Source organism: Neisseria sp. (assembly GCF_030530745.1).
GTDB lineage: Bacteria > Pseudomonadota > Gammaproteobacteria > Burkholderiales > Neisseriaceae > Neisseria.
This window is the reverse complement of the sequence record NZ_JAUMUI010000002.1, coordinates 3,729-27,697: the sequence shown is the minus strand read 5'-3', so window position 1 is coordinate 27,697 and position 23,969 is coordinate 3,729. Positions and strand designations below refer to the sequence as shown.

Annotated in this window: 20 protein-coding genes; 10 read left to right on the top strand and 10 right to left on the bottom strand. The window is 56.2% G+C overall.

Features of this window, described 5'->3' with window-relative positions; genetic code table 11:
- Positions 1–168 precede the first annotated feature (168 nt).
- Together dnaA and dnaN are read left to right on the top strand one after the other, a co-directional pair.
- The gene (dnaA, locus tag Q3970_RS01180) at positions 169–1,689 is read left to right on the top strand and encodes a chromosomal replication initiator protein DnaA (protein WP_303098791.1); all 1,521 of its coding nucleotides are present in this window, start codon (positions 169–171) and stop codon (positions 1,687–1,689) included.
- Between the two features lie 19 nt (positions 1,690–1,708).
- Entirely contained in the window at positions 1,709–2,812 is a 1,104-nt protein-coding gene (gene dnaN, locus Q3970_RS01175; protein ID WP_303098790.1) for a DNA polymerase III subunit beta, read from the top strand.
- A gap of 230 nt (positions 2,813–3,042) precedes the next feature.
- Here dnaN and Q3970_RS01170 read toward each other — a convergent pair whose 3' ends face one another.
- From Q3970_RS01170 to Q3970_RS01145, 6 genes are all read right to left on the bottom strand, one after another.
- Positions 3,043–4,749, bottom strand: coding sequence for a fructose-specific PTS transporter subunit EIIC (locus Q3970_RS01170; RefSeq protein ID WP_303098789.1), 1,707 nt, complete (start codon positions 4,747–4,749; stop codon positions 3,043–3,045).
- Positions 4,746–5,687, bottom strand: a complete 942-nt coding sequence (gene pfkB, locus Q3970_RS01165) for a 1-phosphofructokinase (RefSeq protein ID WP_303098788.1) — start codon at positions 5,685–5,687, stop codon at positions 4,746–4,748. The genes Q3970_RS01170 and pfkB overlap by 4 nt, the downstream gene beginning before the upstream one ends.
- A gap of 4 nt (positions 5,688–5,691) precedes the next feature.
- Positions 5,692–8,541, bottom strand: a complete 2,850-nt coding sequence (gene ptsP / locus Q3970_RS01160) for a phosphoenolpyruvate--protein phosphotransferase (RefSeq protein WP_303098787.1) — start codon at positions 8,539–8,541, stop codon at positions 5,692–5,694.
- Positions 8,542–8,825: 284 nt separating this feature from the next.
- The gene (locus Q3970_RS01155) at positions 8,826–9,743 is read right to left on the bottom strand and encodes a MetQ/NlpA family ABC transporter substrate-binding protein (RefSeq protein WP_303098786.1); all 918 of its coding nucleotides are present in this window, start codon (positions 9,741–9,743) and stop codon (positions 8,826–8,828) included.
- A 318-nt stretch (positions 9,744–10,061) separates the two neighbouring features.
- Positions 10,062–10,748 (bottom strand): methionine ABC transporter permease, encoded by a 687-nt coding sequence (locus Q3970_RS01150; RefSeq protein WP_303098785.1) that lies wholly within the window; start codon positions 10,746–10,748, stop codon positions 10,062–10,064.
- 1 nt (position 10,749) lies between these two features.
- Entirely contained in the window at positions 10,750–11,487 is a 738-nt protein-coding gene (locus Q3970_RS01145) for a methionine ABC transporter ATP-binding protein (protein ID WP_303098784.1), read from the bottom strand.
- A 395-nt stretch (positions 11,488–11,882) separates the two neighbouring features.
- Here Q3970_RS01145 and Q3970_RS01140 point away from each other — a divergent pair, with 395 nt between their 5' ends.
- Entirely contained in the window at positions 11,883–12,407 is a 525-nt protein-coding gene (locus Q3970_RS01140) for a co-chaperone YbbN (protein WP_303098783.1), read from the top strand.
- Between the two features lie 95 nt (positions 12,408–12,502).
- Here the strand turns inward: Q3970_RS01140 and Q3970_RS01135 are convergent, their stop codons facing one another.
- Positions 12,503–12,778: a hypothetical protein gene (locus Q3970_RS01135; protein WP_303098782.1), complete on the bottom strand. Its 276-nt coding sequence runs from the start codon at positions 12,776–12,778 to the stop codon at positions 12,503–12,505.
- 304 nt (positions 12,779–13,082) lie between these two features.
- Here Q3970_RS01135 and Q3970_RS01130 point away from each other — a divergent pair, with 304 nt between their 5' ends.
- The 4 genes from Q3970_RS01130 (at position 13,083) to ileS (ending at position 18,801) form a co-directional block, all read left to right on the top strand.
- Positions 13,083–13,772 carry a helix-turn-helix transcriptional regulator gene (locus Q3970_RS01130; RefSeq protein WP_303098781.1) on the top strand — a complete coding sequence of 230 codons (690 nt, stop codon included), beginning with the start codon at positions 13,083–13,085 and terminating at the stop codon, positions 13,770–13,772.
- A gap of 350 nt (positions 13,773–14,122) precedes the next feature.
- Positions 14,123–14,383 carry a GNAT family N-acetyltransferase gene (locus Q3970_RS01125; protein WP_303098780.1) on the top strand — a complete coding sequence of 87 codons (261 nt, stop codon included), beginning with the start codon at positions 14,123–14,125 and terminating at the stop codon, positions 14,381–14,383.
- A gap of 167 nt (positions 14,384–14,550) precedes the next feature.
- Positions 14,551–15,456, top strand: a complete 906-nt coding sequence (rbsK, locus tag Q3970_RS01120) for a ribokinase (RefSeq protein WP_303098779.1) — start codon at positions 14,551–14,553, stop codon at positions 15,454–15,456.
- Positions 15,457–16,014: 558 nt separating this feature from the next.
- Positions 16,015–18,801, top strand: a complete 2,787-nt coding sequence (gene ileS, locus Q3970_RS01115) for an isoleucine--tRNA ligase (RefSeq protein ID WP_303098778.1) — start codon at positions 16,015–16,017, stop codon at positions 18,799–18,801.
- Positions 18,802–18,915: 114 nt separating this feature from the next.
- Here ileS and trkA read toward each other — a convergent pair whose 3' ends face one another.
- Positions 18,916–20,310, bottom strand: coding sequence for a Trk system potassium transporter TrkA (gene trkA / locus Q3970_RS01110; protein WP_303098777.1), 1,395 nt, complete (start codon positions 20,308–20,310; stop codon positions 18,916–18,918).
- A gap of 226 nt (positions 20,311–20,536) precedes the next feature.
- On the opposite strand from trkA, the gene Q3970_RS01105 reads away from it, so the two are divergent.
- The gene (locus Q3970_RS01105; RefSeq protein ID WP_303098776.1) at positions 20,537–21,922 is read left to right on the top strand and encodes a GntP family permease; all 1,386 of its coding nucleotides are present in this window, start codon (positions 20,537–20,539) and stop codon (positions 21,920–21,922) included.
- A gap of 16 nt (positions 21,923–21,938) precedes the next feature.
- Complete coding sequence (locus Q3970_RS01100; RefSeq protein WP_303098775.1) at positions 21,939–22,463, top strand: gluconokinase, GntK/IdnK-type; 525 nt, start codon at positions 21,939–21,941, stop codon at positions 22,461–22,463.
- 144 nt (positions 22,464–22,607) lie between these two features.
- Here Q3970_RS01100 and Q3970_RS01095 read toward each other — a convergent pair whose 3' ends face one another.
- Together Q3970_RS01095 and Q3970_RS01090 are read right to left on the bottom strand one after the other, a co-directional pair.
- Positions 22,608–22,766, bottom strand: coding sequence for a hypothetical protein (locus tag Q3970_RS01095; RefSeq protein ID WP_303098774.1), 159 nt, complete (start codon positions 22,764–22,766; stop codon positions 22,608–22,610).
- 106 nt (positions 22,767–22,872) lie between these two features.
- Positions 22,873–23,043, bottom strand: a complete 171-nt coding sequence (locus Q3970_RS01090) for a hypothetical protein (protein WP_303098773.1) — start codon at positions 23,041–23,043, stop codon at positions 22,873–22,875.
- A gap of 212 nt (positions 23,044–23,255) precedes the next feature.
- Between Q3970_RS01090 and Q3970_RS01085 the strand changes: the two genes are divergently transcribed.
- Positions 23,256–23,879, top strand: a complete 624-nt coding sequence (locus Q3970_RS01085) for a phosphoribosylanthranilate isomerase (RefSeq protein WP_303098772.1) — start codon at positions 23,256–23,258, stop codon at positions 23,877–23,879.
- The last annotated feature ends 90 nt before the right edge of the window (positions 23,880–23,969 follow it).

Here is a 23,969-nt window from a genome sequence, read left to right as displayed (position 1 = left end):
AATCTTTGCAACAATGCAACAGGCCGTCTGAAAAACAACGGCCTGCTGTTTTTAATTTCGTTGGTTCGGAAGTGTTCCGTTTGCAGAGCCGTGTCGGGAAATGCGGTATTTTTTGGGAACGCTTTCATTATTTGTTTTGTATAAAACCGCTATAATCGGGCACCTGACATGACGCTTGCAGAATTTTGGCCGCAATGTTTGCGCCGCCTACACGACACTTTACCGGTGCAGCAGTTTCAAACCTGGGTTGTGCCGTTAACCGTGGGCGAGGAAAACGGCGTATGGGTGGTGTATGGCAAAAACCAGTTTGCCGTCAATATGTTGAAAAACAGTTTTGCCGCCGCCATTGAAACTGTCCGCGCCGATCTGGCGCCCGAAATGCCCGCGCTGCTGTTTAAAACCGGCAAAGGGCAGGCTTATGCGATGGCGCAAAGCGTTTCAGACGGCCAAAGCGAAGAAGAAAGGCCGTCTGAAAAAGAAGCGGCGGCCGCCAAAGCCACACCGAAAAAAAGCGCGCGCGACATTGTGGCAGAACGCATGAAGCAGCTGCCGCCCGACGGCGGGCAATCCAAGCCTGCCGCCGAAGCGGAAGCCAAACCGGCGGCCAAACCCAAGAGAGAAACGGCACAAAGCCAGCCCGTTCGGACGCAGGGCGAAACGCAGCACAGCCAAACCAATCTGTCGCCCGACTATACTTTCGATACGCTGGTGGAAGGCAAAGGTAACCGCATTGCCGCTGCCGCCGCCCAGTCGATAGCCGAAAACCCGGGCCAAGGCTACAACCCGTTTTTCCTTTACGGCAGCACGGGGTTGGGCAAAACCCACCTGGTGCAGGCCATCGGTAACGAACTGCTGAAAAACAAACCTGATGCCAAAGTGCGCTACATGCATTCCGACGATTATGTGCGCAGCTTTATGAACGCCGTGCGTACCAACAGCTATGATGTATTCAAACAGCAATACAGGCAATATGACCTGCTGATTATCGACGATATTCAGTTTATCAAGGGCAAAGACCGTACGATGGAAGAATTCTTCTATCTTTACAACCACTTCCATAATAAGAAAAAGCAGCTGATTTTAACCTGCGACGTGCTGCCCACCCAAATCGAAGATATGGACGCGCGCCTGAAATCGCGTTTTTCATGGGGGCTTACCTTGGAATTGGAACCGCCCGAACTGGAAATGCGCGTGGCGATTTTGCAGAAAAAAGCCGAAGCCGCAGGCGTGGGTCTCAATGAAGATGCCGCTTTTTTTATCGCCAACCTGATCAGGTCGAATGTGCGCGAACTCGAAGGCGCGTTCAACCGTGTGAGCGCCAGCAGCCGCTTCCTGAAAAAACCGGTTGACATCGATCTGGCGCGCCACGCCCTGCAAGACATCGTGGCCAGCTCGTATAAAGTGATTACCGCCGATTTGATTATTGATGCCACAGCGAAATATTACCGTATAAAAATCAGTGATATACTCGGCAAGAAGCGCACACGCAACATCGCCCGGCCGCGCCAGGTGGCGATGAGCCTGACCAAAGAGCTTACCAACCTGAGCCTGCCCAATATCGGCGATGCGTTCGGCGGGCGCGACCACACCACCGTGATGCACGGCGTGAAGGCGGTGGCCAAGCTGCGCGAAGAAGACCCTGAATTAGCCCAAGATTACGAAAAACTGTTGATCATTATCCAAAACTAAATAGCCTGAAGGGATAACCATGTTGATTTTACAAGCCGAACGCGATGCCTTGCTCAAACCGCTGCAAGCGGTAACCGGCATCGTCGAACGCCGCCACACACTGCCGATTCTGTCGAACGTATTGCTCGAAAACGTGCACGGGCAAACCAATATTTTGGCAACCGATTTGGAAATCCAGATTAACACCTCCGGCCCCCACAGCGAGGCCGAAGATTTCCGCGTTACCACCAATGCCAAAAAATTGCAGGATATTTTGCGCGCGCTGCCCGAAGGCTCGCTGGTGGCGCTGGATTGGGCGCAGAACCGCCTCACCCTCAAAGCCGGCAAATCCCGCTTCGCCCTGCAAACCCTGCCTGCCGAAGATTTTCCGCTGATGAGCGTGGGCGAAGACGTGAGCGCCGCTTTCTCACTGCCGCAGGAAGCCTTTAAAAACATGCTCTCGCAAGTGCAATACAGCATGGCCGTGCAGGATATCCGCTATTATCTCAACGGCCTCCTGATGCAGGTGGAAGGCGACCAGCTGCGCCTCGTTGCCACCGACGGCCACCGCTTGGCCTATTCCTGCACCACCATCGACGCCGATCTGTCCAAGGCCGAAGTGATCCTGCCGCGCAAAACCGTGCTGGAACTGTTCAAGCTGCTGAACCACCCGGCCGAACCGATTACCGTAGAGCTGCTTAATAACCAGGTGCGCTTCCGCTGCAACGACACCGTTATCGTAAGCAAAGTGGTGGACGGCAAGTTCCCCGATTTCAACCGTGTGATTCCGCTGGACAACGACAAAATCTTTTTGGTGGGCCGCACCCAGCTGCTCGGTGCGCTGGAGCGTGCCGCCATTTTGGCCAACGAAAAATTCCGCGGCGCCCGCCTGCTGCTGCGCCCCGGCCTGCTGAGCGTGGTGTGCAGCAACAACGAGCAGGAAGAGGCGCGCGAAGAATTGGAAATCGCCTATCAGGGCGAAGAGTTGGAAGTGGGATTCAATATCGGTTATCTTATGGACGTGCTGCGCAACGTTCATGCCGACGATATGCAGCTGGCGTTCGGCGATGCCAACCGTTCGACGCTGTTTACCGTTCCGAACAACCCGAATTTCAAATATATTGTGATGCCGATGCGTATTTAAGCGCGTTTCAATCTCAAGTTGCAAACAGGCCGTCTGAAAAATTCAGACGGCCTGAGATTTTTGTAAGAACCGCAATATCGAAATGCCGTTATTGGCTTTGTAGGCCCGTTGTGATTCTCTCTCCGGAGCGGAGCCCGTATTTTATTAAAACGGCCGTACGGCGGTTTTTTGGCTAAGGGTGTTGAAAACCGCGCCCTGCAATCGGGCAGGGCGGCGGTTGCAGGCGGTTTTCAGACGGCCTGAACGGTATTGCCTGCTGTTGCCTCTTTGCGTTTCAATGCCGCATACAGTATGCCCGTGAGCAGGCTGCCGGCAGCGATGGCCAAAAGATACATCAGCGGCTTGCTGATGGCGTTGGGAATCAGCATCACGAAAATGCCGCCGTGCGGTGCGCGCAACTCGTTTTGGAACAGGGCGACCAGCGCGCCGGTGAGTGCGCCGCCCGCAATGCAGCAGGGAATCACGCGCATCGGGTCGCGCGCGGCGAAAGGAATCGCGCCTTCGGAAATAAAGCACAGCCCCAATACAAACGAGGCTTTGCCCGCGCTGATTTCGTTTTCGTTGAACTTGCGTTTGGCAAACATGGTCGCCAGCGCAATGCCGACGGCGGGAACCATGCCCGCAGCCATGGCGGCGGCCATCGGAAAATAATTCTGCGTGGTTAAGAGGCCGACCGAAAAGGTATAGGCCGCTTTGTTGACGGGGCCGCCCAGGTCCACACACATCATCGCGCCGATAATCACGCCGAGCAAAACCGCATTGGCCGTGCCCATGCCGGTGAGGAAGCTGTTCATGGCGGCAAAGAGCTGCGCCACGGGTCCGCCGACGATGTAGAACATAATCAGCCCCACGGCCAGTGTGCTTAAGAGCGGCACAATCAGAATCGGTTTGAGGGCTTCCATCGTAACGGGCAGTTTGATACTTTTAACGAGGAACAAAGCCAGATAGCCCGCCAGAAAACCCGCCACAATGCCGCCGAGGAAACCCGATTGCAGTTCCACGGCCAATGCGCCTCCGATCAGGCCGGGAGCGAGGCCGGGGCGGTCGGCGATGGAATAGGCGATGTAACCCGCCAGCACGGGTACCATCAGGCCGAAGGCGGCCTTGCCCGTGCCCATCAGCGCGGCGGCCAGTGAGCCTTTCTGTTCGAAGGCATTGATACCGAACACGAAAGATAAGGCAATCAGGAGGCCGCCCGCCACTACCAGCGGCAGCATAAACGACACGCCCGTGAGCAGGTGTTTGTAAACTCCTGCTTTTTCTTTGCCTTTCACGGCGGTGTCGGACGTGGCGGCGGCCGCCCCCTGCGTGCGCGCTTGGGCAACGGCTTGGGCAAAGGCTTTGTCGGTTTGCTTTAAGGCAAAGCCCGTGGGGCAGCGGTAGACTTTTTTGCCGGCAAAACGGGAAGCGTCCACTTCAATATCGGTGGCGAGGATCACATAATCGGCACGTTCGATGGATTCGGGCGTAAGTATGCTTTTCGCGCCCACTGATCCTTGCGTTTCCACGTCGATCGTGTAGCCTAGTTTGGTCGCCCCCAGTTTTAGCGCGTCGGCGGCCATAAAGGTGTGCGCCACGCCGGTGGGGCAGGCGGTGATGGCGACGAAGTGCAGCGGGCGGCTGCCTTGTGCGGGTGCGGCGGGTGCTTCTGCGGCCTTTTCCGCCAAAGCGTCTGCCAGCGCGGCATCGGCATCATTTGCCGCGTCGGCGAGGCTGACGGTGCGGCTGCCGTGGACGGCATCAAGCTGAACATCGGCGGCGTTGCCGACAAAAATCACGCGGTCGAAAGTGCCGGCGGGCAGGGCGGCGGCAGATTGCGCCACTTGCGCCTTCAGGCCGCGCGCCTGCGCAGAGGCGGCCAGTTTGTGCGCCAAAACCAAAGCCCGTGCGGCTTCGCCCGAAGCGTTGGGAATCAGTAAAACAGATGAAATATTCATGGAACGAGCCTCTCGGTTTGAATGGTAATAGACTGTTTCAATTCGTTTAAACGTTGCGGATTCGGAATGCGGAAACCGATTTGCGCCACCGCATTGGCGGCCAGCGCGGCGGCGGTACGAAGGGTTTCTTCAGGCGTGAAGCCCGAAGCCAGCCCGTGCAGCATACCGGCGGTGAGCGTGTCGCCCGCGCCCACGGTGCTCTTCACCTCGACTTCGGCAGCCGAAGCATGCAGGCAGATGCCGCCGTGCAGCCAGTTGAGGCCGTCTGAACCCATAGACACGACCGCGTGTTCGATGCCGCCGCCCCATTGTGCGAGCAGGGCGGCCTGTTGTGCCGCCGTGTCGGCAGGCAGGTCGGAAATTTCGTGCAGCTCGTCGGTGTTGGGCTTAATCAGAAACGGTTTGCAGGCCAGTGCCGCTTTCAATGCTTCGCCGCTGGTGTCGACCGCCAAACGCGGGTTGGCGGTTTTCAGACGGCCTAACAGCGTTTGGAAATCTCCTGCGTTAAACTGCTGCGGCAAACTGCCCGACACAACCGTAAAGTCCGCTTCGGCAGCCAAAACCACCGCCTTTTCCGTGAGGGCGGCTTTATCGGCTTCGCACACGCTGAAACCTTTGCCGTTGATGTCGGTCATGCGGCCGCAGGCTTCGGCGATTTTCACGTTTTGGCGGGTTTCGCCGTCAACGTAGACAAAATGGTCGGCAAAGCCCTGTTCGGCAAAATGCGCTTGAAACACAGCCGCATTGGTGCGCCCCAAAAAGCCCGACACCATCACTTCATGCCCCAAATCACGCAACACTTGCGCCACATTAAGGCCTTTGCCGGCCGCATGGGTTTGGGCAAATTGCTGGCGGTTGACATTACCGATGTTCAAAGTATCCAGGCCGACGGTGAAATCAATGGCCGGATTGAGCGTGATACATAAAAATTTTGCCATAACGTCATCCTTTTCCGCCGCTGAGGGCGCGCACTTCGGCGGCGGTAGTGCAGGCAAGGGCCTGTTCGGCCATATGGTGGCAGTCTGCCTGATTCAGCGTGCGCACCTGTGCCTTCACCAAAGGAATGCTGCCTGCCGAGAGGCTCAATTCGTCCACCCCCAAACCGATCAGGATAGGAACCGCTTTGCTGTCGGCCGCCAATTCGCCGCATACACCTACCCATTTGCCGTGTGCGTGTGCGGCTTTTACGGTTTGGCCGATTAAAGCCAGCACGGCAGGGTGCAGGCCGTCGGCTTCGGCAGAAAGGGTGGAATGGCCGCGGTCGATGGCCAGTGTGTATTGGGTCAGGTCGTTGGTGCCGATGCTGAAGAAATCCACTTCTTTGGCCAGATGGGGCGCAATCAGTGCGGCGGAGGGTACTTCTATCATAATGCCGGTTTCGAGATTGGGGCATGGATGCTGTTTCAGCACATCATCAAGTATGGCTTTGGCGGCCTGCCACTCCTCCAAACGTCCGATCATGGGGAACATCACCCGCAACGGGCGGCCGTCCGCCGCTTTAAACAGTGCGGCCAGCTGCATACGCAGCAGTTGCGGACGGCGCAGGGTTAAGCGGATACCGCGCTCGCCCAAAAACGGGTTGTCTTCTTTCGGCATCGGCAGGTAGGGCAGCGGCTTGTCGCCGCCCACATCAAGCGTACGCACCACAACGGGGCGGTTGCCGAAAGCGTCGAACACCGTGCGGTAGTCTTGTTCCTGAACGCTTTCGTCGGGAACGGAAGGATGCGCCATGAAAACCAGTTCCGTGCGCAGCAGCCCCACCGCCTCCGCACCGCGCGCCACGGCGGCGGCTGCATCTTGAACTTTGCCCAGATTTGCGGCCACTTCGATACGGCGGCCGTCTGAAGTAACGGCGGGTTCCAAACAATGCGCTTCGGCGGCTTCGCGCTGCTGCCGCATGATTTCGCGTTGGCGCACGGCTTCGGCCACGCGCTCTTCGGCGGGGTTGAGGTAGAACGCGCCGTCTTCGCCGTTAATCAGCAGCGTGCTGTTTTCCAGCAGATCCAACACGGCCTCTCCCGCGCCCACCACGGCCGGAATGCCCAAGGCGCGTGCAACAATCGCGCTGTGCGAAGATGCGCCGCCGAAGGCTGTGAGGATGCCGCCGACGCGGTTTTTGTCCAAACGCGCCACCACGCCGGGAACAACGTCTTCCATTACCAGAATATACGGCCCGCCGGGTTCTTCGGGCGCTTTCACGCCGCAGAGTACGGCCATTACTTTGTTGCCCACGTCGCGTAAGTCTGCCGCGCGTTCGGCCAGCAGTGTGTTGCCGAGCGATTCCTGCTCTTTGGCCAAGGCTTCGATACGGCTGTGCCAGGCGGCGGCTGCGCTCAGCCCTTCTTTCAAACCTTCTTCGGTTTGCCGTAAGAGTTCCGGGTCGTCTAAGAGGGCGGCATGGGCGGTAAAAATCTGGCGTATGTCTTTAGATTCGGCCTGTGCCACCACTTTGGCCAAATCGTCTTTCACTTGGGCAACGGCCTCGTGCAGTCTGGCGCGCTCAAGCGTTTCATCGTTTGCCGTGCGCACATAGTCAAACTGTTGGGGCTTGACTATGTGTGCTTTACCTGCAGCCAGGCCGGCAGAGGCCGCTACACCCTGATTGCGCAAATCGTTTTGCAGAGTTACGCGTTCGGCCGACAGTACGGTTTGGGCGGCTTTGGCGTTATGGTTTGTGATAGCGGCCACTTCTTCACCCAAGCCGTTTTTCACCGCCAGGATAATCTGCGGAAGCCCTTGCTCTGCATCGGTGCCGGGTTCGGCGGCAAAGGTGAGGGTTTGACCTCGTTCCGCGCCCAGCGACAATAATTTGGTCAGGCTCTTGGCCGATACATAAACCCCGCCGTCGGCCGATACTTTCACCTCGCCCTGAAACTCTTTGCACACGTTCGACAAGGCAGTGGCAGGACGGGCATGAAGGCCGTGGGCGTTTGCCAGCACCACGCTTTCAGACGGCCAGTCGGGCAGGGTTTCCGCACCCACCGCTTCCGCAATTTCGCGGCGCGTGTGTTTGGTGCCGAGCGAGGGCGGGGCGAACAAAATTTCCATCAGTTGGGAAAGCCGCGCCGTGTCGGTGCTGCCGTTGTCGGCCACGCATACCAAAACCGACAGCCGGCCGTTTTGAAAGGCAAACGGTTTTTTGGGTTTCACAATCGCCACGGCAGGCTGCAATACGTTTTGAGTGCCGGTTACGCACCATACGCCTTCTTGCAGGCAGACGGTTTCAGACGGCCTCAAACCGCTCAGAAAACCCGCACCGGCCATTTTCTGCTTTTTCAAAAGTGCGGCGGCCTGATAAAACGCATCGTCGATGTCGGCCGCATCGGTGTCGGCGGCAATCAGGTTTTCATGCAGCGCCAATGTTTCGGCCGAAGCATTGAGCAGGGCGAGGATTTCTTCGGGGGTTTGTGCCAGGCGCAGTTTGTCGCCGATGTCTTCCGACAGCGCGCGGGTGAGCAGTTGCAAAATCTGCAAATGCTCGTCTGACTTGGCGGCAATCGCAACGGCAAGATAGGCTTTGTTTGTGCCGTCCCACACCACGCCGTCGGGAAAATGCACCAGCCGCACGCCGGTGTTGAGTATGGTGTTGCGCGATTCGGGCGTGCCGTGGGGAATGGCGATGCCCTGCCCGAGATAGGTGCCGGATTGCGCTTCGCGCGCTTTGAGGCCGTTGAGGTATTCGGGCATGGCCAGGCCGTCTGAAGACAGAATATCGGCCAGAATCTGCAAGGCTTCGTCTTTGCCGGCGGCTTGCCGGTGCATACGGATGTGTTCGGGAGAGAGGGTCAGCATAATGCTCCTTTCGGGATGGCGGGCAGAAAACAGTGGGCCCGGAGTGTTTGCGCTGCATTGGCACCGCTGCGAAACAGCGGCCTGTCTGTCGGTTTATATCATGATTTTCTTCGGTAGCGTAACTCTCAAACATTCCGTCCGGCAGGCTGTTTCAGACGGCATAACCGTACGGTATGTGGTTTGCGCAAATAAAATAAGGAAAAAACGGTGCTTTATTGTTTATTTTGTCTGTAAAAAAACGCCTTTCCAAAACAGGAAAGGCGTTCGGTATTTCAAATTTCGGGCTATTTGGCTGCCGATGCGGCAGAAGCTGCTTCGGCTTTGGCGCCGGCGGCGGCCTGTTCTCCCCATGATGCGGGGTATTTGTAGCCCTCGAAACGCTGTTTGGCGTAGGTTTTGAATCCGTCTGAGTTATACGCGTCGGTTACGTCTTTTACCCATTGGCTGTCTTTATCGGCAGTTTTCACGGCAGACCAGTTCACATAAGCGAAGCTCGGCTCTTGGAACAGGGTCTCGGTCAGCTTCATGCCGCTGCTCATGGCGTAGTTGCCGTTGACAACGGCAAAGTCGACATCGGCGCGGCTGCGCGGCAGTTGGGCAGCCTCTAACTCGACGATTTTAATGTTTTTCAGGTTTTCGGCGATGTCGTTTTTAGATGCGGTGAGCGGGTTGATGCCGTCTTTCAGTTTAATCCAGCCCAATTCGTCGAGCATTACCAAGGCGCGGGCGAAGTTGGAAGGGTCGTTGGGGGCCGAAACGCTGCTGCCGTCTTTTACTTCATCCAGCGATTTCAGCTTGCCGGGGTAGAGGCCCAACGGTGCGGTCGGCACTTGGAACACTTCGGTAATGTCGAGTTTGTGTTCTTTTTTGAAGTCGTCCAGATAAGGTTTGTGCTGGAAGATATTGATGTCCAGTTCTCCTTCGGCCAGCGCCAGATTGGGACGCACATAATCGGTGAATTCGATCAGTTTGACTTTATAGCCTTTTTTTTCCAATTCGGGTTTGATTTGGTCTTTGACCATATCGCCGAAATCACCGACGGTGGTGCCGAATACGATTTCTTGTTTTTCAGCGCCGGCGGCGGCAGGTTGCGATGCGGCGGAAGCGGCTGCGGGGGCAGTTTCTTTCTGGCCGCCGCAGGCTGCCAGCGCCAGCGCCAGCGCGCCTGCCGAGAAGGTTCTAAATAAAGCGGATGTTTGCATGTTGGTAACTCCGAAAATTAAGTGGGTTTAAAAATTTCAGACGGCCTTACCGGGTATAAAACACCTGTTAAAACCAGCCTGATGTAACGGTTTGTTGAAGCAGTTTGATTAATCTTTTGGTTATTTCGATAGATAGCTGCAAGCAAGATAACCCGAAACAGCTTCGTCATATTCGGGCTTGACCCGAGTATCTTGAATTTCAGTAACATGGGATACTCGGGTTAAGCCCGAGTATGACGTATGTACTTCTGCATACTTTAGGTAATGTTTCTGGGCTTTCAGACGGCCTTTCATCACAAAAGGCCGTCTGAAAGTTTATCAGCGTTTATCCAATTTGCGTGAAATAAAATTGCCCAAACTCTGAATCGCCACCACCAGCAAAACCAAAATGGCCACGATAAAAATGATTACTTCGGTTTGGTAGCGGTAATAGCCGTAGCGGACGGCCAAATCGCCCAAGCCGCCGCCGCCGATCATGCCGGCCGCCGCGCTGTATGAAAGCAGGCCGATGGCCAGCACGGTAATGCTCGACACCATGCCCGCGCGGGCTTCGTTTAATAATATTTTGCGGATAACTGTCATAGGGGAAGCCCCCATGCTGATGGCGGCTTCGATCACGCCGCGCGGCACCTCGCGCAGGTTTTGTTCGACCAGGCGGGCAAAGTAAAACAGGCCGGAAACGCTCAGCACCAGTGAGGCGGCAACCGGGCCGATGGTGCTGCCGACAATGGCGCGGGTGGCGGGAATCATCGCAATCATCAGAATCACAAACGGAAATGCGCGCATCAGGTTAACCAGGTTGTCCAACACCAGATTGACGGGGCGGTTGTAGTGCAGTTGGCGGGTGGCGGTAACGAACAGCAGTACGCCCAGCAGGGTGCCGAACACGGTGGCGGATGCGGTCGACAAACCCACCATCACGAAAGTTTCCCATAAAGCCTGCACGATTTCGCCGCGCATACGGCCGATGGTTTCCAAGGCTTGCGAAAGGGTTAAGCCTGCCATATCAATCCTCCCGAACCAGCTCGCGCCCGATTTCGGATTGGGCGCGGATTTGGTTGTTTTCTACGCAAACGGTTTCCACCAACCTGCCGTGATGCAGCAGGGCGGCGCGGTTGCACAGGCGGCGCAGTACGCTCATCTCGTGGGTAACGATAACGATGGTTACGTTGAAGCGTTTGTTGATGTCTTCCAAACATTCCAACACGCTGCGGGTGGTGGCCGGATCGAGTGCGGAGGTCGGCTCGTCGGCCAGTATCACTTGCGGGTTGGGGGCGAGGGCGCGGGCGATGCCCACACGCTGTTTTTGGCCGCCCGAAAGCTGGGCCGGGTAGTGGGCGGCACGGTTTTCCAGCTCCACGATTTCCAGACATTCCGCCACCCGCGCTTGGATTTTTTCAGACGGCCAGCCGGCGATTTCCAGCGGAAATGCCACATTGCCGGCCACGGTGCGGTTGGAAAGCAGGTTAAACTGCTGGAATACCATGCCGATGTTTTGCCGCGCACGGCGCAGTTGGGCGGCGTTTAACGAAGTCAGCTCCTGCCCGGCTACCGTTACCGTGCCGGTGTCGGGTCGCTCGAGCAGGTTGATCAGGCGCAGCAGCGTGGATTTGCCTGCGCCCGAATAGCCCATCAGGCCGAAAATCTCGCCCGCTTCGATTTGCAGCGAGGTCGGCTCCACGGCGGTAAACCACGTTTTATCGCGGTTTTGATAGCGCTTGGAAACATTGTCCAAAGTAATCATAGTTTATCCAAAACAACAAAGCCCGATGTGTAACACAGCGGGCCGGAATGCAAACGGATGGGGCTGCAAACAAAGTGCAACCTACGCTTTAGCTGTTTAACGCCCGCAAGCTGTGTCAAATCGGCGGTAAATTTAGCGCGTAAATATACTGCAAACCGTTTTCAGGGTCAAGTTTTGTAAATGCCGATAGAGGCAAAGGTGAAAACTAAAGTTTTTCGATTCAGTAGGATAGGTCGGTTTTTCGGCAAATTCGGGCTGCGCCGGCGCCTTGTTTGGTTTGGCGGTATCCTAAATGGTTTGAGCATAAGCAAATAAAGGGCGGGTTGGCTGCTTTGGTTTGAACCGGTGGTTTTATAATCCGACTATTGCCAATCTTTAAAATAAAGGAGTTTGCGATGCCTGCCAAAATTTTAATTTCCGCTTCATTGGTTTGTCTGCTGGCAGCCTGCGGCAGCCCAAGCCGTGGAACGCAAACGTTGCAGGATAAATTGGCCGAGGCGGAAACGGCGGTGAGGCTTTCTGCCGAAAACAGCAGGCGTTTGGAAAACACGTATTCCGATATTTATTTTGAACTCAACAGTTTAACCGTTGAAAATTTTAAAGCCAAAGTGGCGGGCGGCGATACGTTTTACGCCTATATCGGCCGGCCGAGCTGCGGCGACTGCAATGTGTTCGAACCGATGTTCAAACGGTATATCGCTTCGCACAAGCTGGGCGGCAAAATTTATTTTGTAAACGTGCACCGTTTGCACCAAGATAAATCCGCCTGGGCGGCATTCAAACAGCAATACGGTTTGAGCGGCACGCCGGTGTTGGCTAAATATGCAAAAGGCCGTCAGGTCAACAAGCTGGATTTTGAGGATAACAAAGGCATCAGCGCCGAAGATTTGGAAAAATGGCTGGCATTGAATAAATTATAATCCGCCACAGCAGTTTTGGCTGCATCCCTGATTTTTGCTTTTGCGGATATTTCCGACAACCGCCAGGTATCGTTCCAGTCCGGCGGTCTTATCTGTTATTCATACACCACACCTGCAATCAGGTTTTCGGAATTCAATGTGCCGTAAGACTGCTCCCACGCTTGGGCAGCCTCTGCGGCGGCGCATTCGCGTGCAAAGGCCTGTTGTTTGCCGCTCATTTGCGTAATCCGCAGCGTATTCAGTTTGTCGCAGCCCAATTCTGACAGCGGCATTTCAGCCGATTGGGCTTCGGTGTAGCCGGAAGAAAACACCACTGCCATTACAGTTAATGTGCTGAATAACACCAACCCTTTGCGTTGCTTGCTTTGCATGATTCTTTCCTTTTTTCTCAGTTAGCCGGTTTTGCTAAGATTTTATTTAGCCGCTTTATGCTTCCATATCAAGGCGGCTGAGTAAAACCGAATGGCTGTTTTAAATCATAAGACAATGTTTTGTTGAAATAAAAAAATATAATGTAAATCTAAGCTTGAGCGAATATTACTTATCTAAATCTGAAATTGCAATACTTTTTCTTATTTATTTTTAAAATTTATCTTACTTTTTGAATAAAACTAAAGTAAAATAAAGACAAATGGCAGGATGGTATGCAAAACCACACCTGAAAAAGGAAGATACATGAACACGTTTAAAGACAGGTTGGCTTTTCTTTGGAAAAATGAAGCCAGGCAGGCAAAAATCGCGGCGGATATCGACATGACGATTGCGGGTTTCAGCCGCATTTGGAACGAAGGCGGTTTGCCGAAGGCAGAAACACTGAAGAAAATCAAACAATTGAAAGGTTGCAGCATCGATTGGCTGCTAACGGGCGAAGGCGAACCGTTTCCAAACACTGCCGCACCTCCGGCAGTAACGGCGGAAGATACACTGGGCAATCCTGTGGACATCGACGAATTTGTGTTCGTGCCCCGTTACGATATTCAGGCGGCGGCGGGGCACGGCCGTTTGGTGGGTGACGAAACGCCTGTGTTTACCATGGCTTTCCGCCGGTATTGGATAGAAAATTATGTAACCCGCGACACCAAAAACCTTTCGGTGATTTCGGTAAAAGGCGATTCGATGGAGGGCGTGTTGAACGACGGCGATTCGATTCTGATCAACCACGGTGAAACCACCCCGCGCGACGGTCTTTATGTGTTGCGCCTGAATGAAAACTTATTAGTTAAGCGTTTGCAGTTGATGCCGGGCGGAATCGTGAACGTGATTTCCGCCAATGAGGCCTACCCCACGTTTGAAATCAATCTCAACAATATGACCGACGATGTGGCTGTTATCGGCAGGGTGGAGTGGTTCGGGCGGAGTATTTGAACGGAACCTGTATTTGTGCCGTATCAACCCTGTGTACAGCTGTCTTTATGCCGGTGATTCGGTTGAATTGGGATTCGGATACTGCCATCTGCGAAGAGGTTTGCGGCTGTGGCGCATCGGTCTGTTGCCGCTTACAGCCGCTTTAAAAACCGTCGGCAGGCCTGCTTGCAGGTACAATAAAAATATAAGGCTCGCAAGAGCTGCGTATGAGGGAAGACGCAGGGAGCCGGGGTGTTTTGAGGGTGTTGTTGGATTCGGCAGGCGCGGATTTCCAATTAAAATACCTCTGTTGTACTGAATGTCGGAAACCCTGATACGGGTCATACTATTTACTGTTTTCAAAGGATATTATGATGAGTACTGTGGAATATTTTCCCGATCAGCAGAAATTCTCCCTGTTGCAAGATTTCGATGAAGCGGGTTATTTGACCTACCGTATCAAAAACGGCGCATGGGATATCGACCACACCGTTATTAACCCGGCCCATCGCGGCAAGGGGCTGGCGCGGGTGTTGGTGGAAGCCGCCGCAACCGAAGCGGCCAAGCAAAACGTTGCCTTAACCGCCAGCTGCGATTATGCGGCGGCGGTGTTGGCCAAACGACAGCCCTAGGGTCTGTTGACAATTGGCCGGCGAAGCGGTCTTTTGACCAAAAACACTGCCATTGCGTTAATTGTCAACAGACCCCGGCATTTTCAGACGGCCTTTCCGTTCAAACCGTAGGCCGTCTGAAAAAACAACCCGATTCCGATGGAACAACCCGTTAAAGGAAACCCGCCATGCAAACACCGAAAATCGCCGTAGTCGGCAGCATCAATATGGATTTGGTTACATCGTCGCCCCGGTTTCCGCAGCCGGGCGAAACCCTGCTGGGCACATCGTTCCGGCGTTTTATGGGCGGCAAAGGTGCCAATCAGGCGGTGGCGGCGGCACGTTTGGGGGCCGATGTAAGCATGGTGGGCGCAGTGGGCAACGACGGTTTCGGCAGCGAAGCTCTGGAAAACCTGAAGCGTGAAGGCATCGATATTGCGGGTGTGCGCGTGTTGGAAGATGAGCCGACCGGTATGGCCAATATCACCGTAGCCGAAGGCGACAACCACATCATCGTGGTTTCCGGTGCCAATTTCGGCATCACGCCCGAGTATATCGAAGCCTGCGAAAAGCAAATCGCCGGTGCCGACGTGGTGCTGGCACAATTGGAAATCCCCATGGAGTGCGTGATTGCCGCCGCCAAGCTGGCGCGCAAACACGGCAAACCTTTCGTACTTAACCCCGCGCCCGCGCAGAAGCTGCCGGCCGAGCTGCTCGATTTGGTTACGCTGCTCACGCCCAACGCCCACGAGCTGGCCATCAGCTTGGGTTTGCCCGAAAACACGCCGGCGGAAGAATTAATCGCCCGCTCCCCTTGCCAAGTGCTGATGACGCGCGGCAGCGAAGGCGCGCTGTATAACGACGGGCAGGGCGTGCTGCACCGGCAGGGCGGCTTCAAAGTTACCCCCGTGGACACAACCGGTGCGGGCGACACGTTTAACGGAGCCTTCGCCGTGTTCTGTGCCGAAGGTATGGAAACAGCCGTGCGCAAGGCCAACGCCGCCGCCGCATTGTCGGTAACCAAAGCGGGCGCGCAGGGCGGTATGCCCGTGTCGGCCGAGTTGGAAGCGTTTCTGGCTGCGCAAAAACTCTAGGGTCTGTTGACAATTGGCCGGCGAAGCGGTTTTTTGAGGCAAAAATCCGCGTATGCAAGGCAAAAAGCGCAGCAAGGTTGGACACCTTGCGAGCATTTTAACGCCGCAGACGGGGTGTTTTGGCCAAAAACACCGCCGTTGCGTTAATTGTCAACAGACCCTGGTGAATCCACTTACTCCGGTACAAGGCAGCAAGCCGCAGACAGTACAGATAGAGACCTTTGCAAAACCCCATCTGTGGCGTATTTCTGCGTTGTGCGCTGCCCGCTCGCCTGCCTATCTACTCTACTTGATATGTCTGCGCCCGCTGCGCTGCTACGCCTTGAACTGCATCCACATCTGAGGGTTTTGCAAAGGTTTCAGATAGTACGGCAAGGCGCAGCTAAGTGGATTCACTATAACGGGTTTCAGACGGCCAAACCGCCCGTTCCCCTTATAAAAGCAACGTAATTAGGCTACAATAGCATTTCTAAAGAATCTCTATTTTTATTCAGACGGCCTCAGAATCCACAACGCTTCTGAGGCCGTCTGAAAAAATCCGCAACCACGAGAAAACCCATGACCGATTACAGCAAAACCGTCAATCTCTACGAATCGCCCTTTCCCATGCGCGGCAACCTGGCCAAGCGCGAACCGGCCTGGGTGAAAAGCTGGCAGGAGCAGCAACGCTACCAAAAACTGCGCGCCCAAGCCAAAGGCCGCCCCAAATTCGTGCTGCACGACGGCCCGCCCTATGCCAACGGCGACATCCATATCGGCCATGCGGTCAACAAAATTCTCAAAGACATCATTATCCGCAGCAAAACGCTGGCCGGTTTCGACGCCCCTTATGTGCCGGGCTGGGACTGCCACGGCCTGCCGATTGAAGTGATGGTGGAAAAACTGCACGGCAAAAACATGCCCGATGCCAAGTTCCGCGAACTCTGCCGCGAATACGCTGCCGAGCAGATCGCGCGCCAGAAAAAAGACTTCATCCGCCTGGGTGTGCTGGGCGACTGGGGTAACCCCTACCTCACCATGGACTTCAAAACCGAAGCCGACACCGTGCGCACGCTGGGCGAAATCTACAAAGCAGGCTATCTCTACCGCGGCGAAAAACCCGTGCAGTTCTGTCTGGACTGCGGTTCGTCGCTGGCCGAAGCCGAAGTGGAATACAAAGACAAAATTTCCGATGCCATCGACGCAGCCTATTTGTTTAAAGACAATGCCGCACTGGCCGCTGCCTTCGGCCTGCCGCAAATCGAAGGCCCGGCCTTTGCCGTGATTTGGACGACTACTCCGTGGACGCTGCCCGCCAGCCAGGCCATCGCCGCCGGAGCAGACGTGGCCTATCAACTCATCGGCACGCCAAAAGGCAAGCTGGTGCTGGCCAAAGAGCTGGCCGCAGACGCCTTGAAACGCTACGGCTTTTCAGACGGCCAAACAACCGTGCTGGCCGAAGCCGCCGGCAGCAGGCTCGAAAACCTGCATCTCGCCCACCCCTTTATCGAGCGCGACATTCTGATGCTCAACGGCGATCACGTTACCACCGATGCCGGTACAGGCCTCGTGCACAGCGCGCCTGCACACGGTTTGGAAGACTATTTCGTCTGCCTCAAATACGGCATCAAACTCTACAACCCCGTTAACGGCGAAGGCCGCTACACCGCAGAAGTGCCGCGCGTGGCCGGGTTGACCGTGTGGGAAGCCAACCCCGTTATCATCGAATGGCTGCAAGAAGAAGGCAAACTCTTGGCGCACAACAAAATCGAACACAGCTACGCCCACTGCTGGCGCCACAAAACCCCGCTGATTTACCGCGCCACCGGCCAATGGTTTATCGGCATGGACAAAGCCGGCACCAACGGCAAAACCCTGCGCAACAACGCCCTCAAAGCGGTGGACGACACCGAATTCTTCCCCTCGTGGGGCCGCGCCCGCCTGCAGGCCATGATAGAAGGCCGCCCCGACTGGGTAGTGTCGCGCCAGCGTTATTGGGGCACCCCGATGACCTTCTTCGTGCACAAAGAAACCGGCGAGCTGCACCCGCGCACCGCCGAATTGCTGGAAGAAGTGGCGCAGCGCATCGAGCAAAAAGGCATCGAAGCCTGGTTCGCGCTCGATGCCGCCGAACTGCTGGGCGCAGAAGCCGCACAATACGAAAAACTGAAAGACACCATGGACGTATGGTTCGATTCGGGCAGCACCCACTTTTCCGTGCTCAAACAGCGCGAAGAATTGGCCTGGCCCGCCGACCTCTATCTCGAAGGCAGCGACCAGCACCGCGGCTGGTTCCAATCGTCCATGCTTACCGGCTGCGCCTCGATGGAGCGCGCACCCTACAAACAACTGCTCACCCACGGCTTCGTGGTCGACCAAAACGGCAGAAAAATGTCGAAATCGCTGGGCAACGTTGTCGCCCCGCAAGAAGTGTATAACGAATTCGGCGCCGACATCCTGCGCCTGTGGACGGCTTCCACCGATTACAGCGGCGAGCTGGCGATATCCAAAGAAATCCTCAAGCGCGTTACCGAAAGCTACCGCCGCATCCGCAACACCCTGAGCTTCTTATTCGCCAACCTGAGCGACTTCCGCCCCATCGAACACGCCGTGCCGCAAGACCAGATGGTGGAAATCGACCGCTACGCCCTCGTGCTGGCGCGCCGCCTGCAAGAACGTTTGGCGGGCGACTACTACCCGCGCTACGCCTTCCACTTCGCCGTGAAAGACATCGTCGCCTTCTGCTCGGAAGATTTGGGCGCGTTTTATCTCGATATTCTGAAAGACCGCCTCTACACCACCCAAACCGACAGCCACGCCCGCCGCAGCGCCCAAACCGCGCTCTACCACATCACCCGCAGCCTGGTGCTGCTGATTTCGCCGATACTGTGTTTCACCGCCGAAGAAGCGTGGGACATCATCGGCGGCGGCGAAGAAGACAGCGTGCTGTTCCACACTTGGCACGAATTCCCGCCCATCAACGAAAAGAGCGAAGCCGCCCTGATGGAAAAATGGCAGGCCGTGCGCCAAGTGCGCGAAGCCGTTACCGCCGCCATAGAGCCTTTGCGCGCCGATAAAACCGTAGGCTCTTCCTTGCAGGCCGAAGCGGAAATCACCGCCCCCGAAGAATTGGCAGGCTACCTGAAAATGCTCGGCGACGAATTACGTTTCGCCCTCTTGGTGTCTAAAGCCACGGTTGCCAAAGGCAGCGGGCTGGCCGTAACCGCCAAAGTGAGCGGCGGCGAAAAATGCGAACGCTGCTGGCATTACACCGACGACATCGGTGCCGTTTCCGCCCACCCCGGTATCTGCAAACGCTGCGCGGAAAACATCGGAGGAAAAGGCGAAGAACGCCATTACGCCTGACAACGGGTTATGTTGTAAGGTAACGGGCCGTCTGAAACGGTTTGTATTTAAACAAACTTTTCAGACGGCCCGTTTTATATGCGGTGTATTCAAATGTTTTGTAACCTGCAGGATCTAGCCGAAAAAGCCCATTTTCACGGCAATCAGCTTTTCCAGTTCGCGCAATACGCGGCGGCGGGATACGAAGAAAATGATATGGTCGCCGTCGGCCATTTCCACGTCTTCTTTGTGGCCCATCACCACTTCGTCGCCGCGAACGAGGGCGGCGAAGTGGCAGCCCTGCGGCCATCTGATTTCGGATACGCGGCGGCCGACCAGTGCGGAGGTTTGCCTGTCGCCGTGCACCACCACTTCGATGGCTTCGGCCGTGCCGCGCCGCAGCGGGTGCACGGCCACCACGTCGCCGCGGCGGATGTGGGCGAGAATCGATCCTATGGTAATCAGATGCGGCGATACCACGATGTCGATTTTGTTGCCTTCGAGCAGATCGACATAGCGCGAGCGGTTGACGATGGTGATAACGCGTTTGGCACCGAGGTTTTTGGCCAGAAGGCTGGCCATAATGTTGTTTTCATCGTCGTTGGTGAGGGCGCAGAAAACGTCGATTTCGTCGATATATTCCTGCTCGAGCAGGGTTTCGTCTGTGCCTGAGCCAAACAGCACCAAGGTGTTGTCGAGGTGTTCGGCCAGCCAGTCGGCGCGGTTTTTGCTGTATTCGATGATTTTGATGTCCATCTCGTTTTCAAGCTGTTTGGCCAGCCGGTAGCCGATGTTGCCGCCGCCGGCAATCATAATGCGCCTGTTGCGCTGTTCGCTGGGGCGCAGCTCGCGCATCATGATTTTCACGTTTTCGGTGCCGGCCACGAAAAACACTTCGTCGCCTTCGATAATCACGGTTCGGGCGGAGGGCACAATCAGGCGGTTGTTGCGGTAGATGGCGCAGATTTGGCAGTCGACCCCTTCGGGCAGGTGTTGGTTGATTTGGGAGATTTCTTTATCGACCAACAGACCGCCTTTGCGTGCCTGCACCACCACCATGCGGGCTTTGTCGCCGGCAAAGCGCAAAACCTGCAGGGCGCTGGTGTAGCTGAGCAGGCCGGCCAACCGCTCGGTTACCAGCTCTTCGGGGCTGATCGATTCGGTGATGTCGAACACATCGAGGCTGTTTTTGTCTTCTCCGGTGCGGTAGTCTGGATAATCGGTGGAGCGCACGCGGGCGATGCGGCCGGGAATGTTGAACACGTCGGCGGCGATTTTGCAGGCCACGATGTTGGTTTCGTCGCTGCGGGTGAGCGCCAGCAGCAAATCGGCGTCTTCCGCGCCTGCGCGTTTGAGCATAAACGGCGAGGCGCCGTTGCCCAAAAGGGTGCGCACATCAAGTTTGCTGCCGATGTTTTGCAGCGCGGTTTCGTTAATGTCGATGATGGTTACGTCGTTGCCGGGCAGCGAGGCCAGCTCTTGGGCAACGGTGGAACCTACCTGGCCGCTGCCGAGTATCAGTATTTTCACGTTGTTCTGCCGTGGTTTGCTGTGGGAAGCGCTATTTTAGCCCAAAGGCCGTCTGAAAGCATTTTTCGGCTTGGCAAAAGGTTTCAGACGGCCTCAAACCGGGCCAGCCGGCTTGTGCGGATATGTAAACTGCTTATTTTGATATAAGTCATACGCGCGGCGGTATGATGTATTAGAATGGCGGCAAACCTCAACACATTATTTCTGCTACTAAAAAGGGCTTCACATGGAAAACTGGACGCAAACTTTAAGCACGGGCACGCTGCTCGCTATTGCGGCGGGCGCCATCCTGCTGATTTTGATATTAATCATCAAATTCCGCGTGCACGCGCTGCTGACGCTGATGATTGCCAGCCTGCTTACCGCCATTGCCACCGGGCTGCCGATGGGCAGCATCGTGAACGATGTGCTGGTAAAAAACTTCGGCGGCACGCTCGGCAGCGTGGCGCTATTGGTGGGCTTGGGCGCGATGCTCGGGCGCCTGGTGGAAACTTCCGGCGGCGCGCAATCGCTGGCCGATGCACTGATACGCGCTTTCGGCGAAAAACGCGCACCGTTCGCGCTGGGCGTGGCTTCGCTGATTTTCGGCTTTCCGATTTTCTTCGATGCCGGTTTGGTGGTGATGCTGCCGATTGTGTTCGCCACCGCCCGCCGCATGAAAGCCAACGTTTTGGCTTACGGCATGGCCTCTATCGGCGCGTTTTCGGTGATGCACGTTTTTCTGCCGCCGCACCCCGGCCCGATTGCCGCTTCCGAGTTTTACGGCGCCAACATCGGCCATGTGCTGCTGCTCGGCCTGCCGCTGGCGGTGATTACCTGGTATTTCAGCGGCTACCTGCTGGGCCAAGTGCTCGACCGCAAATTCGCCGTGCCCGTGCCTGATATTTTGAGCGGCGGCAAACAAGACGACGACCCGCCGCAAGAGCCGGCCAAAGCCGGCACGGTTATCGGCATCATGCTGATTCCCATGCTGCTGATTTTCTTAAACACTGGTTTGGCCACGCTGATTGCCGAAAAAGTGGTGAGCGCCGATGAAGGTTGGGTGCAGACCCTGCGCATGATCGGTTCCACGCCCATCGCATTGCTGATTTCGGTGTTGGTGGCCATGTTTGTGCTCGGCCGCAAACGCGGTGCAAAAGCCAGCGCGCTTGAAAAAACCGTTGACGGCGCGCTCGGCCCCGTTTGCTCGGTGATTCTGATTACCGGTGCCGGCGGTATGTTCGGCGGCGTATTGCGTGCTTCGGGCATCGGTCAGGCATTGGCCGACAGTATGGGCCATTTGGGTATTCCCGTGCTGTTGGGCTGCTTTTTAGTGGCGCTGGCGCTGCGTATCGCGCAAGGCTCGGCCACGGTTGCCTTAACCACCGCCGCCGCGCTGATGGCGCCCGCCGTTGCCGCCGCCGGATACAGCGACTGGCAGCTTGCCTGCATTGTTTTGGCCACTGCCGCCGGCTCTGTGGGCGTGAGCCATTTCAACGATTCCGGTTTCTGGCTGGTCGGCCGTCTGCTCGATATGGACGTGCCCACCACGCTGAAAACCTGGACGGTTAACCAAACCCTGATTGCCGCCATCGGCTTCGCACTTTCCGCCCTTGCGTTCAGCATCTTATAAGTAAAGGAGCAATATCATGGATACCGTACATTTCGTGCTGATGGGCGTGTGCGGCTGTGGCAAAACCACCGCCGCCCTGACCCTGCAACAGTATTTCCAATGCCCTTATGCCGAGGGCGACGAGTTCCACACGCAGGAAAACCGCGACAAAATGGGCGCAGGCATTCCGCTCACCGACGAAGACCGCTACCCGTGGCTGCGCAACCTGCGCGATTGGATGACCGCGCAGGCGCGTGCGGGCAAGCCCTACAGCATCGTTACCTGCTCGGCGCTCAAACGCCAATACCGCGACATTCTGCGCGAAGCCGAGGGCAGGGTGGTGTTTATCCACCTCGCCCCGCCGTATGAAGTGAACCTCGCGCGCATGATGGCGCGCAAAGGGCACTATATGAAAGCGGATATGCTCGATTCGCAAATGGCGATTCTCGAAGAATTGGGCGCAGACGAAGCCGGCGTGCGCATCGGCAGCGCAGGCGAAGCCGACGAAGTGCAGGCCGAAATGATGGCTTGGGTGAAGGCGCAGGGTTTCGAGCCTAAATAACCGTTGAACAAACAATCAGGCCGTCTGAAAAGATATTGCCGCATGAACCTTTTCAGACGGCCTTGAGGCATTTTGCAAAAGCCTCAATCTGTTTTTTATACCGTTGTTGCCGTGTTCGGACCGAACCCGAACACGGTGGCGGTTTTAATGCGCGTGGCCGTGTTCGCCGTGGCTGTGGCCGTGATCCTGCATATTGTGTTCGCGCTCGGGGCCGCGGTCATGGCCGCCGTGGTGGGGTGCGATGCAGGCGGCCAGCAGCAGGGCGGCGGCAGAGGGGAATAATAAGGTTTTGAGTTTCATCATCATCGTCCTTTTCAAACAGGTGTTTCGGCGGCAGCCTTGTTATGGAACAGGCCGTCTGAAACCGAAAAAGTTTTCAGACGGCCTGAAACAGCCGGACAAGGCCGTGTTATTGCTGCATGGTATCTGCCGCATCGGTGCCGGTAGCTGCGGCAGGCACGCTGTCCTGAACTTGGCCGGCAGTGGTGTCGACAACGGGGGTTTCGGTTGAAGACGAACCGCAGGCGGCGGCAGTTAAGGCAACAACGGCTGAGAGCAGCAAAACTTTGATATGTTTCATAATGGTTTATCCTTTGAAATTTGAAAAAAAACAGCACAGTGGTGCTGTGCGGTTTTATCTTAAAAGCCATAAGGAGGTTATGGCAATGAGGCTTAACACGGTTTTTCCTGATTAAAACCATCACTGCAAAGGCCGTCTGAAACTTTGCAGATATTAGGGAACTATTGTATAAACAGTCAAACCATAACTCTCATACCTACCGGAAATAAAGCATGACACCCCGTATCAAAATCTGCGGCCTCACCCGCCCCGAAGATGCCGCCGCCGCCGCCGAGTCGGGCGCAGACGCGGTGGGACTGGTGTTTTACGGAAAAAGCAAACGCGCCGTGAGTATAGAAACGGCGCAGCGCATCGTGAGGGCGCTGCCGCCGTTTGTCGGCGCGGTGGCGCTGTTTGTTAACGAAGAAGCGGCGCGCATCGAAGAAATCCTCGCGCAGGTGCCGATAGACATTATCCAGTTTCACGGCGACGAGCCGCCCGAATTCTGCCGACGTTTTGCGCGCCCCTATATCAAAGCCGTGCGCGTGCGAAGCAGTGCCGACATCATAGCGGCGGTCGAAACCTACCCCGATGCCCGCGCCGTGCTGTTCGACGCCCATATTGAGGGAGAATACGGCGGCACCGGCCGCAGCTTCGACTGGCGGATGCTGCCCCCTAACCTAAACGGCCGCTGGATACTTTCAGGCGGCCTCACGCCCGAAAATGTGGCGCAGGCCGTTGCGGTAACGGGCGCACAGGCCGTTGACGTTTCCAGCGGCGTGGAAGAAGCCCCGGGGCGGAAAGATTCTGAAAAAACCGCCCGCTTTATCGAAAACGCAAAAACCGCCCGGTTCTGAACCGCATCCCGCAAGAAAAGCGGCAGGCCGTCTGCAAAAAAAGTGTTTTTTAACGCCAGGCGCGGGTGTTTGGGGGGGGGGGGAGTGGGA